Below are 13382 nucleotides of genomic sequence, written 5' to 3'. Positions count from 1 at the left end.
ATTTTATAGTGTAAACTCTGACCGATTTTGAATTTTCATCATAACCTGCTATAAACAGGTTATTGATATCCTGAATTAATGTCGTTATAAGAAAGAACAATAGTAATAATGGCTAAATCTAGATTAAAAAAAGCTGCTTTATATACACTCGGTGCTTTCAGCGGTGTCATTCTCACTTTAAGCATACAGAGTTATGCCAATGAGAAATCCGAAGCTTTACCGGTACAATCTCTGCATACCATGGCGGAAGTTTATGGACAAATTAAAGCCAATTATGTTGAGAATAAAACTGACGATACTATTCTTGAAGGTGCCATGAAAGGGATGGTCAATAATCTTGACCCGCATTCTGAATATCTGACTGTTAAAGATTACTCGGATTTACAGGAAAGCACTACAGGTGAATTTGGCGGCCTCGGTATGGAAATCAGCTCTGAAGACGGGCTGATTAAAATTGTGGCACCTATAGAAGACACGCCTGCTGATCGTGCCGGCATCAAAAGCGGTGACTACATCGTTAAAATTGACAGCGAATCAACTCGCAACATGACCACTACCGAAGCTGTAAAAAGAATGCGCGGTAAACCGGGAACCAGTATAACTCTGACTTTAGCTCGTAAAGATGAAGCCCAGCCGATTGTATTACATCTGACAAGAGCAATTATTAAAGTTAAAAGTGTACGTTACAAACTTCTGGAACCTGATTACGGTTACGTGCGCATTACTCAGTTTCAGGAACATACTGTAAGTCTGCTGGCTGATGCTATCAAAGATTTGGAAAAACAGAATAAACAGCCTTTGAAAGGTCTGGTACTCGACTTACGCGATGATCCGGGTGGTCTGTTAAACAGTGCTGTTGGTGTATCCGCAGTATTCTTGAAACCGGGCGTAAAAGTTGTCAGCACGAAAAACCGTGATAAAAAAGAAGGTATGGTATTAAAAGCTATTCCTAAAGATTATGTAGTTAAAGGCAATGATCCGCTGGTAAATATGCCTGAAGAAATTAAAACCATACCGATTACAGTTTTAGTAAATTCAGGTACGGCATCTGCTTCTGAAATTGTCTCCGGCGCACTTCAAGACTATAAACGTGCTGTAATTGTAGGTACACAAAGCTTTGGCAAAGGTTCGGTACAAACAGTAATTCCTCTATCAAATGGTGGAGCAGTTAAACTGACAACTGCGCTTTATTACACTCCTAATGACCGCTCAATACAGGCACAGGGTATCGTTCCTGATGTTGAAGTAAAAGATAAAAACCGAAAATTTGAAAGCCGCGAAGCCGATCTTGGCGGGCATCTGAGTAACCCGCTAGGTGGTAAAGAGGTAAAAGGTGGATTAGAAGGCAGTCAGAAAAAAACCACTTCTCCGGCTTTTGCCAGTGAACCTGTAAATCAACTTAACGAAGATTCGGATAAAGACAGTACCAAGGAAGTTAAAACTGATAAAGACGAAAATCAAACCAATAAAGCTACAACTACTGCTGATAAAAAAGATAGCAAGAAAAAGGATGAAGAAGACTGGCTGGCAAGACGTGAACCTAACCCAGCAAAAGATGCTCAGTTAAAATCTGCTCTGGATCTGGTAAAAGACCCAGTAAAATGGAATCAATCATTGGGACTGGCCGCTAAAAAACCAGTTAAAACCAACGACAAAAAAGATAAAAAATAAAATTTTATCTTTAAAAAACAGATAGCTTTAAGCTATCTGTTTTTTTATTAAATATAGTTAATTTATTTGCAAAATCATATAGACAAACCAAAACCCAATTGCAGAGAAAAAAAACTAAATCTACATATACTTCAATAATATTTAAAAGTACCTGATAATGAATTCAAATCATGTCTTTACACTTTTAAATAAAAAGAACTTATAAAATATTAAAATAATTAAAAATCCAACTTACTCAAAAATAATGTTTGCATAACAGGCCCAATAACAACAAATAAAATTGAATGAATATAAACAATTAATTTGCCACAAACTATTAAATAAAAGCTTTAGTTAATACCTTAATACTTTTAGGTTGGGAAGTTTCCAATAATAATATTTGCCTAAAAATAGCAAATAACCTACCTCTTTTATACTTTTATTTAGTATGAATTGAGCTCCAACAAAATTTATTTAGTATTTAACTTAATTGAATCATGTACTATGATTTAAATAAAAACTTTTAATTAGAACAAAATAAAACTTGATTTATTTAGTTTGAAAATATTAAACAATTTTTATCTTGCTGACCATCCATTCAATAATACCGATGTTTCAAAGTTAGTTGACGGTAATTCATTTACAAAAAAGATTATAGCTATGACGAATAACAAACAATTAGCTTAATCTGTAGACGCAGAAGATATAACCCGCTATGAAAACGATTTTATGATTTATTGGCACTTTATTATCATTCACTAATACTTACTTATCGTATTAATTTTACATAATATAAAAGTTTAATTATGCAAAATTAAAAATCCTGAAATAAGTCATTTATATACGAACCTTCTATATTCATTAATCAAAAACAAAGGCTGCTAATAAAATTAGCAGCCTTTGTTTTACGAACCAAAAAACTTATTTTTTCAGTTCTTTAGCCAGATATAACCAAGTTTCAATTACGGTATCGGGATTCAGAGAGATAGTCTCAATTCCCTCCTCAATCAACCATTTAGCAAAATCAGCATGGTCAGACGGCCCTTGTCCGCAAATACCAATATATTTGTTTAATTTACGGCATGCCTGAATTGCCAGACTGAACATCACTTTAACAGCCGGGTCACGTTCATCAAAAGTACCTGCGATCGGACCACCACTATCGCGATCAACACCCAGCGTTAACTGAGTCATATCATTTGAACCAATAGAGAATCCATCAAAGTATTTCAGGAACTGTTCGGCCAGTACTGCATTGGTTGGCAGTTCACACATCATAATCAGGCGCAGACCATTTTTACCACGTTCCAGTCCGTTGTCTTTCAATGCGCGTACGACATTTTCTGCTTCTTTCAATGTACGTACAAATGGAATCATGATTTCAACATTAGTTAATCCCATTTCATCACGCACATATTTCAGTGCTTTACATTCTAGTGCAAAGCAATCTTTGAAATCGTCAGAAACATAACGGGCTGCACCGCGGAAACCCAGCATCGGATTTTCTTCATGAGGCTCGTATTTATTACCACCTAAAAGATTGGCATATTCATTTGACTTAAAGTCAGACATACGCACAATTACTTTTTTCGGATACACAGAAGCTGCCAGTGTTGCCACACCTTCAGCAATTTTATCAATATAAAAGTCTACCGGAGATGAATAGCCGGAAATTCTGTCAGTAATGGTGGCTTTCATCTGTTCATCCTGCTGATCAAATTCCAGCAAAGCACGAGGATGAATACCAATCTGGCGATTAATAATAAATTCCATTCGTGCCAGACCAATACCATAGCCCGGTAAACCTGAGAAGCTGAATGCCAGCTCAGGATTACCTACATTCATCATGATCTTGGCTGGTGATTCAGGCATATTATCTAAAGGTATTTCATTGACATCAACTTTCAGTAAACCTTCATATACATAGCCTGTATCCCCTTCTGCACAGGACACCGTTACTTCCTGACCATCCTGCAAAGCAGAAGTTGCATTACCACAGCCAACCACTGCCGGAATACCCAGTTCACGCGCAATAATGGCTGCGTGACAAGTACGTCCGCCACGATTGGTAATAATCGCAGAGGCACGTTTCATAACCGGTTCCCAGTCCGGATCGGTCATATCAGTAACCAGTACGTCACCTGGCAACACTTTATCCATTTCATCAACAGATTTAACCAGACGCACTTTACCCTGACCGACTTTCTGACCGATGGCGCGACCTTCTACCAGAATGGCAGATTTGTCATTAATCTGATAGCGACGCAGAACACGGCTGTTATTTTCCTGTGACTTCACAGTTTCAGGACGAGCCTGCAAGATATACAGTTTGCCATCAATACCATCACGACCCCATTCAATATCCATCGGACGGCCATAATGTTCTTCAATAGTCAGTGCATACTGAGCCAGCTCAGTAATTTCTTCGGCACTGATTGAGAATTTTTTCCGGTCGGCGGCATCAACATCTATTGTCTGTACAGATTTACCTGCCTGAGCCGCATCAGTGAAAACCATTTTAATCAGTTTAGAACCCATGGTTTTACGCAGAATCGCAGGACGACCGGCACGCAGGGTTGGTTTATGTACATAGAATTCATCCGGATTTACTGCACCCTGTACAACAGTCTCACCCAGACCATAGGATGATGTAATGAATACAACCTGATCAAAACCAGATTCTGTATCCATGGTGAACATTACCCCGGAAGCGCCTTTATCAGAACGCACCATCCGCTGAACACCGGCAGACAGAGCCACTACATCATGAGCAAAATTCTTGTGCACACGGTAGGAAATGGCACGATCGTTATACAAAGAAGCAAATACATGGTGCATAGCTTCTTTAACATTATCATAACCGCTTATATTCAGAAATGTTTCCTGCTGACCGGCAAAAGAGGCATCAGGTAAATCTTCAGCAGTCGCAGAAGAGCGTACAGCCACGCAAATCTGGTCAGTGCCGGCATCAGCTACCATTTTTTCCCATGCTGCCTGTAAATCTGCTTCCAGTTCAGGCGGAAATGGGGTGTCCATGATCCATTGACGGATCTGTTTACCTACCCGGGCCAGTTCGGCAACATTATCTACATCCAGTGCCTTTAGCTCGTTATTGATACGTTCACTCAAACCTTCGTAAGCAAGAAAATTGCGATAGGCTTCCGCAGTGGTAGCAAAACCACCGGGGACACGCACACCTTTTTCGGTGAGCTGTGAAATCATCTCGCCAAGAGATGCATTTTTGCCGCCGACGCTTTCAACATCAGTCATGCGCAGATTTTCAAACCAGATTACGTTATTACCGGCCATGATGGTTATCCAGTGAGGAGTGGGAAAGTTGAAGACGACCTATTCTAACTAGTCAGGTATAAAATGTCATGTATTTTTGGCTATTTATCCGCCCATAATTGAGGATAATTTATCCCTAATCAAACACTATTCAAATACAAATCCTTGATACCTTAAGTATTTTAATTACATTTTCAATTATTTAGATTAAAATATCAATTTATACATTTTTTTAGCAATTTTAATCTAAAATTGTCTTTTTTATTCAATAAAACATTAATTTTATTGCTTAAATTTTATATATTCAGTCTATTTTTATTTTTTTAGTATCAATGTTGAAAAAAAACCAAAATTTTACGCAGGAACTGGAAGAAACTTCATTTACAATGGATAATTTATAAAGTCACATCCCTTTTTAACTCTGAATTATGTAGATTGATTATGAAACCAGTACGCCAAGTCTTTTTTGTTTCCGACCGAACGGGTATCACCGCCGAAAGTATGGGTCTTGCTTTATTGAACCAGTTTGACAATATAGAATTCAAGCGTGCTACTTATCCATTTGTAGATACGGAAACAAAAGCACGTGAGATTGTTGCTTTAATCAATAATGCAGCAAACCACTGTGAAGCGCGTCCGCTGGTTTTTTCCAGCATCGTTGATGAGAGTGTCCGCAAACTGATTAAAACCAGTGCAGGACTGCATATGAGTTTTTATGATGCATTTATTGGTGAGCTGGAAGATGAACTTGCCACAGAAGCAAATCATTCCATTGGCAGAACCCATGGAATGCACGATACTGAACGCTATGATAAAAGAATGGAAGCAATTAATTTTGCTCTTAATCATGATGATGGAATTACCGATCGTGAATTGAAAAAAGCTGATGTGATTCTGATGGGCGTTTCTCGCAGCGGTAAAACACCAACTTGTCTTTATCTGGCATTACAGTATGGAATTCGTGCTGCAAATTATCCTCTTATTCCAGAAGATCTGGAAAGCAGTGAATTACCTAGAATGCTGCAACCATTCCGGCAAAAATTATACGGACTAACCATAGATGCAGACCGTCTGCATCATATTCGTTCGGAGCGTCGTCCTGATTCCCGTTATGCCAGTCGTGATAATTGCCGACGAGAAATTTTAACCGCCGAAGATATGTTCCGCCGTTTTAATATTCCATATACCAATACAACTCATAAATCTATTGAAGAACTGGCTGCATGTATTATTTTAGCGGCTAAATTACAACGGCGGTTTTAGGTTATTTCGTTATAAAATTTTGCCCTGATTAAATTCAGGGCTTTTATTTTAACTTGCAATTATGATTTGCATTTATCTGGTATCAGTAACAGACAAATAAGTTAAGCAGATTTAATATTAAATCAATCTTTGAACACATGAAAATCATTACCTGAGCACATGACATATTTTTTATATACTATCCCAGGTAACTGTACTATATCTAAATTTCCAAATTAAAATATGTCCGACTATTCAGATACCATCCGGAAGTACTGAGTCTTTTATTCCGTGCTCAGATTGTCGCAAAGATATACTTTAGATTATTATTCTCTTGTTTCAATGACGTAATCAATAAAGCATACTTATCTGTATTTTTTATTTACATTCTATAATTAATAATCATTTAACATAATCGTTTAACATCAGTAATTATTACTTAGTCAGTAAATTTTCAAGCCAGCAAAAACAACAATTATTCTTGATTTCAATATAACCATAATATTTTTAATTTAATCCTAAAAATTTATTTTTATTATGCGTTTAGATTGATATCTTTTGTTATCCATAAATCGAATTATTTTCAATTTAAGTTAAGTTTTCTTGCCATTTTGTTTTTCTCATGGGATTATGAATCATAAAAATCAAAATTGTTTTAACTATTAATCCTTTGAGACAATTTTATGCAGCCGCGTCCAATCATAGGCATACCATGCGATGTAAAGCAGATAGGTAAGTGGAATTTTCACGCTGTCGGTGAAAAATACATTCATGCGGTTCAGGACAGTGTCGGCGATGTTATTTTACTACCGGTACTGTCTGATCAGGAAGTTTTAACTCGCCTGCTCAAATTGGTTGATGGTGTTTTTTTACCCGGTTCTTATTCAAATATAGACCCGAAATGGTATGGTGAAATATCGGCACGAGAAGGTACGTTACAGGATGCAGCCCGTGACCATACTGTTTTACCGCTAATTAAATATATTATTGATAGTGGTATACCACTTCTGGGTGTTTGCCGCGGTCTTCAGGAAATCAATGTTGCACTTGGTGGTGACCTGCACCAGCATATACAGGAAATACCCGGTTATCTGGATCATCGTGAACCTGATAATCAGCCAATTGAAATTCAGTATGGCGATGCGCATGCGGTTAATCTGAAAACAGACAGTTTATTGATGCTGTGGCTGGCAACAGACCACAAACAGTATCAGGTCAATTCTTTACATCAGCAAGGAGTAAAAACGTTAGCACCCGGACTTAGCATAGAAGCAACTGCTCCAGATGGTCTTATTGAAGCATTCAGGATTGATGCAGCGTCAATATTTGGCTATGCAGTACAGTGGCATCCTGAATGGCAATATGGGAACAAGCCGCTTTCTATCGCTATTTTTAAAGCTTTTCGTGAAGCATGTATGCAATATAAATTGCACAGGCAAAAGGAATCATTTTAAGGTGACTTATGTATGATGACATATTTAACTGGCTTAAAGAACATGGTATCACTGAAGTAGAATGTATATTACCGGACATAACAGGTGTGGCTCGCGGTAAAATTATTCCCAAAGATAAATTTATATCTGAGCCGGATATGCGATTACCCGAGGCAGTATTACTGCAAACTGTAACCGGAGAATATCCGCAATCCAGCCTCCTGGATGAAACAGATGCGGATATGGAATTAAAGCCAGACCAGACTACTCTGCGCTTTGTTCCCTGGGCTCAGGATCCGACAGCATCGCTGATATTCGATTGTTTCTCTCCCGACGGTTTACCGGTTGAAACCGCACCACGCAATGTACTTAAACGCATATTAAAATTGTATGAAAATATGGGGCTGGAACCAATCGTTGCTCCTGAAATGGAATTCTATCTGATTTCACCCAACCCCGATCCGGATGTCCCACTGCAACCACCAATCGGACGTACCGGACGCAGTGAATTCGGACGACGGTCTTATGCTGTGGATGCAGTAAATGAATTTGACCCTCTGTTTGAAGAAATCTACGACTACTGCCATGAACAGAACCTTGAAGTTGATACGCTGATTCATGAAATTGGTGCCGCACAGATGGAAATCAATTTCCTGCATGGTAATGCTCTGGATTTAGCCGATCAGGTATTTTTATTCAAACGCACAGTACGTGAATCTGCCTTTCATCATAAAATGTATGCCACTTTTATGGCTAAGCCTATGGAAGGAGAACCGGGTAGTGCTATGCATATCCATCAGAGTCTGAACAACGTAGAAAATGGTAATAATGCATTCAGCAGTGATGATGGCACTCCTTCAGAACTATTTTTTCATTTTATTGGCGGTTTGCAAAAATACCTGCCGCAAACCATGCCATTTTTTGCTCCGTATGTTAATTCTTTCCGCCGGTTAACTCGGTATACAGCCGCACCCACTAATGTTGAATGGGGTTATGACAATCGCACTGTAGGTTTACGTGTTCCGCGGGCCAAAGCCAAAGGAAGACGGATTGAAAACCGGCTGGCCGGAGTAGATGTCAATCCTTATCTGGCGATTGCCTGCTCGCTGGCCTGTGGTTATCTGGGAATTAAAGAACAGCTACAACCGCGTGCTCCGCTGAGCAGTAATGCGTATTCATTACCTTATCAGTTCCCTACTACACTGGAAGAATCTATAGAACGTTTACGCCAGTGTGAACCAATTCATGAAATACTGGGTCAGCGTTTTGTTGAAATGTACATTGCCGTAAAAGAGCAGGAAGTTTCAGAATATTTTCGTGTTATCAGCCCATGGGAGCGCAAATATCTGTTGCTGCATGTCTGAAACCATCCTAATAGCATATTTCATCTGTTATTCTTGTACTAGTACATTGAATGATCGCTTATAACATTTTAAAACAAAGGAGTTTTTATGAGTAATAAAACCGATGTGAGACTGGCTGTAAAACATCATTTACATCCTTTTTCCGATAATGCTGAGCTTAAAAAACACGGTGTACGTATGATGGTTAAAGCAAAAGGCATTTATGTATATGATAGTGACGGCAATGAAATCATTGACGGTATGGCCGGGTTGTGGTGTGTCAATATCGGATACGGAGTAAAAAAACTGGCCAAAATTGCCGAGAAACAAATGCAGGTGCTGCCGTTTTACAATACTTTCTTCAAAACAACCCATCCTGCAATCATTAAGTTATCGGAAAAACTGGTTGAAATCACACCGGAGGGATTTAACCATGTGTTTTATACCAATTCCGGTTCTGAGTCGGTTGATACCATGATACGTATGGTGCGCCATTATTGGGCCTCTGTGGGCAAACCTTCTAAAAAAGTGATCATTGGTCGCTGGAACGGCTATCACGGCTCTACCTTAGGCGGAGCAAGTCTGGGTGGTATGAAAGGCATGCATGAGCAAGGTGATTTACCGATTGCCAATATAGTTCATATTGAACAACCCTGGTATTACGGCTTAGCCAAAACTGGCGAAAGTGAAGAAGAATTCGGCATTCGTGCTGCTAACTGGCTTGAAGAAAAAATTCTGTCACTTGGTGCGGATAAAATTGCAGCGTTTGTTGCTGAACCGATTCAGGGTGCTGGCGGAGTGATCATTCCTCCTGCAAGTTACTGGCCGCGAATTGAAACTATCTGTAAAAAATATGACGTATTACTGGTAGCTGATGAAGTCATTTGCGGCTATGGGCGCACTGGCAAATGGTTTGGATTCGAAACTTTTGGTTTCACGCCAGATATTTTTACGACAGCTAAAGGGCTGTCTTCCGGCTATTTACCGATCGGGGCAGTTCTGGTCAATGACAGAGTAACAGAAGGTTTGCTGGCCGGGGGTGAGTTTAATCATGGCTTTACTTACAGCGGGCATCCGGTTTCAGCCGCAGTTGCCTGTGCGAACCTGAATATAATCGATAAAAAGAATCTGATTGAAAAGGTACGTACCAAAACAGGTCCTTATATGCGCAAACGCTGGCAGGAAACATTCAGTCAGTTTAAATATATTGCTGATATTCGCAGTGAAGGATTGATGTGTGGTTTTACCCTGGTAAAAAACCGTGATACTCGCGAGTTCTTTGATGATTTCGGCACCACAGGTTTGATCTGCCGGGATATCTTTTTTAAGAACAATCTGATTTTCCGTGCTTGTGGTGACCACATCGTGGCGGCTCCTCCGCTAATTATTTCTAAAAAGGAAATTGATAATATGCTGGCAATTGCCAGTGTGTGTATGCGTGAATTTGAGGAACTTATGGACAAAAAGCTGGACTGTAATACAGATAAGGCTGCCTGAAATTGATTAAACAAAAACCTGAGTGATTGCTTAGGTTTTTGTTTATTTCAGAGAGTGAATTTATCGCTCTTATTCTATGCTTTTCAAAGCAACTGATGGTGCCGGATTCAGTAAAATATTTGCATTCTGCGCAGTTAAAGTGAGCGGTACAGTTCGCTTGACCAGTACAAGCCCGTAAACAGCTGCCAGATGCGGCCACCAGCGATTACCCATATACTCTATAGCCTTGTGACTATCACCGTAACAGGCCGGAATACCATAACCCATAAACTGGCCTTCTTCCAGAAACAGACCAAAGCGTTGCATCTTATCAACAGCCGTACGGGCAGATAGTAACTTTAAAGCAGAATGGCCTTTCAGACTGCTCTGATAAAACAGGCGCCAATATCCATGAATATTTAAGCCGGTCATTACAAGATGCCCACCGGGCACCAGAATACGGGCTATTTCAGCTATAGACTCTTCATAATCAGATAAAGTATCCAGACCATGAGGCCAGATAATGGTATCTATACTTTGCTGAGCCCAGGGTAAGGCCTTACATTCAGCAATAACTGCTGTACCACGACCGGCTGTATTACTTTGCACAATATATTGGGAATCAGCTGCAAAAACATGCCGGAACTGCCATTGTGATATACCGCATTGTAATATGGTGCCAAAACGCAACCCTGTTAATTTATGCAGGATAAACTGTTGCTCCAGCCGGCTTAAATAGAGACCAAATTTATGTTCGGCCAGCCAGTTTTCCAATTGCTGAGTATTCATTTAAGCACCATTATGTACCATATTAAATCTAAGCTGCAGACTATTGAATTATTTTATTGCATTTACATCATTACTGTAAAAATAGGGATTTATCCTTGACCGTTAAGAACTTCCTCTTTAATATTAATAGGATTTTGCACAAATTTTACGGTTAAACGAATGGCTAAATTGAAGCATATGGTACTGGCACTTACTGGCCTGATACTTGCTCCCTCATTATCATTTGCCCAATCTTACACCAGTAATGGCATTGGCTTATCAATAATGAATCTGAATGCGGCTACCCTGAAAGGAAAAACGTATTCTAATCATGATATCTGGGGACGCATGCGTCAGGATTTCCGTATGACAGAGGTTAATCCTGAAATTATTCGCCGGCAGGAGCAGTATTATTCAAGCCACAGCGATTACTTTAACCGTACGGTTGTGCGCAGCCAGCCTTATTTATATCACATCGTAAATGAAGCAGAAAAACGCCAGATGCCAGCTGAAGTGGCTTTACTGCCGTTTATTGAAAGTGCTTTCGTCAGCAAGGCTCAGTCGCGGGTAGGAGCTTCCGGCCTTTGGCAGTTTATGCCCAGTAGCGGTCGACAGTACGGACTGGAACAGACTAATCTCTATGATGGTCGTCACGACGTATATGCAGCGACCGATGCTGCTTTAACTTATTTGCAATATCTTTATAGCCTGTTTGGTGACTGGTCACTGGCTCTTGCGGCCTATAACTGGGGAGAAGGTAATGTTGGTAAGGCCATTAAACGTGCCCAGCTGGCCGGTATAGATCCTACCTATGAAAATCTGCGCATGCCAAATGAAACCCGCAATTATGTGCCGAAATTGCTGGCTGTGCGGAATATTATCGAAAATCCGCAGGCCTTTGGTGTTAATCTGGTTTCTGTACCGAACCGTCCCTACTTTGAAGCAATCAGCATTGATCAGCCAATTGATATTGATGCAGCTGCCCGACTGGCGAATATTTCGACTTCAGAATTTCTAACCCTTAATCCAAGTTTCAAGAGTCCGGTTTTTATTCCTAAAGAAAATCGTAAAATGCTGCTGCCGATTACCGCAGTAAATACTTTTGAACGCAATTACCGCAACGCAGATAAAAACACTCTGCTTTCATGGAATATCTTTAAAGCATATTCAACCACCAATGTAGCTGATTTAGCTGCACAAACTGGAATGAGCAGTGCAGAAATTAAGCGGCTGAATAATTTGTCCAGCAATACTGTACCAGCCGGTCGCAGCCTGCTTATCAGTAAAAATAGTTTGAACACTCAGCTTATGGACTCTTTCATCAATAGTGATACGGATCCATTACTGAATATTGCTATGGCAAAACCAGTATTACCTCCGGGCACATTTGTGACTCATCCGGCAGCAACTACTGTTGCTCAGTCTGATAAAGTTACTGATACCGGCAATGCATCTGTACCAGCTCTTACTGAAACAGTTACAACCACAACATCCACTGTACTGAATACTGACCAGCCGTCACCGGTCAATACAACAGTACAAACCCAAACCATAACCGTGGCTGAAAACGCAGCAACCCCGTCTGAATTGCCTGCTCCTGTTGCAACCAATAAGGATGCACTGATGCAGGTTGCACAGGATGCGCAATTACAGGCAGTTGCTGCGGCTTCTGTTCAAAAAGCACTGGCACAGGCTGAACGTGAAGAAGCTCAGACTGCTGCTCGTCTGGCAGAAAACCGTAATGAACGCTCTTTACGCAATATCATCAACGTTGCGGACAAACGCAGTAATATTGCTCATAAAGTGAATAAGGGTGATACATTGTATTCAATTGCCCAGCGCTATAATATTAATGTAGCTGATCTGGTTACTGCCAATAATCTGCGCGGTCATAATCTGCAGGTTGGTCAGGTACTGAAAATTAGCCCGAATCAGGATAATAAACAGATGCTGGCTGCTGTACGTAAAGGTAAAGACTCTAAATCCAGTGTAGTTCCTGTTTCATACACGGTAAAAAAAGGCGATACACTTAGCAGCATAGCTCAGCGCCTGAATATTCCTGTAAGTAAATTGCAAAAAGTTCATGGTAAACAAGTATTACGTCCCGGTCAGAAAATTAAGCTGACCAATCTGTAGCTTTACAGCATATCATTGCAATTAATTCAAAAAGGTTAGTGTACAT

The 13382-nt window shown here is 39.9% G+C and carries 8 protein-coding genes; 6 read left to right on the top strand and 2 right to left on the bottom strand.

Going from position 1 to position 13382, the window contains the following annotated elements:
• Window positions 1-108 precede the first annotated feature (108 nt).
• Window positions 109-1671, top strand: a complete 1563-nt coding sequence (locus GYY70_RS02340) for a S41 family peptidase (RefSeq protein ID WP_174831166.1) — start codon at window positions 109-111, stop codon at window positions 1669-1671.
• 900 nt (window positions 1672-2571) lie between these two features.
• Here GYY70_RS02340 and ppsA read toward each other — a convergent pair.
• The gene (ppsA, locus tag GYY70_RS02335) at window positions 2572-4959 is read right to left on the bottom strand and encodes a phosphoenolpyruvate synthase (RefSeq protein WP_174831164.1); all 2388 of its coding nucleotides are present in this window, start codon (window positions 4957-4959) and stop codon (window positions 2572-2574) included.
• Window positions 4960-5379: 420 nt separating this feature from the next.
• On the opposite strand from ppsA, the gene GYY70_RS02330 reads away from it, so the two are divergent.
• The 4 genes from GYY70_RS02330 (at window position 5380) to GYY70_RS02315 (ending at window position 10453) form a co-directional block, all read left to right on the top strand.
• The gene (locus tag GYY70_RS02330; protein WP_084548167.1) at window positions 5380-6201 is read left to right on the top strand and encodes a pyruvate, water dikinase regulatory protein; all 822 of its coding nucleotides are present in this window, start codon (window positions 5380-5382) and stop codon (window positions 6199-6201) included.
• A 662-nt stretch (window positions 6202-6863) separates the two neighbouring features.
• Window positions 6864-7634, top strand: a complete 771-nt coding sequence (locus GYY70_RS02325) for a gamma-glutamyl-gamma-aminobutyrate hydrolase family protein (RefSeq protein ID WP_084563594.1) — start codon at window positions 6864-6866, stop codon at window positions 7632-7634.
• A gap of 8 nt (window positions 7635-7642) precedes the next feature.
• Window positions 7643-8977, top strand: coding sequence for a glutamine synthetase family protein (locus tag GYY70_RS02320; protein ID WP_084548165.1), 1335 nt, complete (start codon window positions 7643-7645; stop codon window positions 8975-8977).
• Window positions 8978-9064: 87 nt separating this feature from the next.
• Window positions 9065-10453, top strand: a complete 1389-nt coding sequence (locus tag GYY70_RS02315; protein WP_174831162.1) for an aspartate aminotransferase family protein — start codon at window positions 9065-9067, stop codon at window positions 10451-10453.
• A gap of 69 nt (window positions 10454-10522) precedes the next feature.
• Here the strand turns inward: GYY70_RS02315 and GYY70_RS02310 are convergent, their stop codons facing one another.
• Window positions 10523-11221, bottom strand: a complete 699-nt coding sequence (locus GYY70_RS02310) for a class I SAM-dependent methyltransferase (RefSeq protein ID WP_174831160.1) — start codon at window positions 11219-11221, stop codon at window positions 10523-10525.
• A gap of 159 nt (window positions 11222-11380) precedes the next feature.
• Here GYY70_RS02310 and GYY70_RS02305 point away from each other — a divergent pair, with 159 nt between their 5' ends.
• Window positions 11381-13336: a LysM peptidoglycan-binding domain-containing protein gene (locus GYY70_RS02305; protein WP_174831158.1), complete on the top strand. Its 1956-nt coding sequence runs from the start codon at window positions 11381-11383 to the stop codon at window positions 13334-13336.
• The last annotated feature ends 46 nt before the right edge of the window (window positions 13337-13382 follow it).

The sequence above is a fragment of the Snodgrassella sp. ESL0324 genome (assembly GCF_013344955.1).
GTDB lineage: Bacteria > Pseudomonadota > Gammaproteobacteria > Burkholderiales > Neisseriaceae > Snodgrassella > Snodgrassella alvi.
Note: the sequence above shows the minus strand (reverse complement) of the source record. Positions and strands in the feature narration are given on the sequence as shown.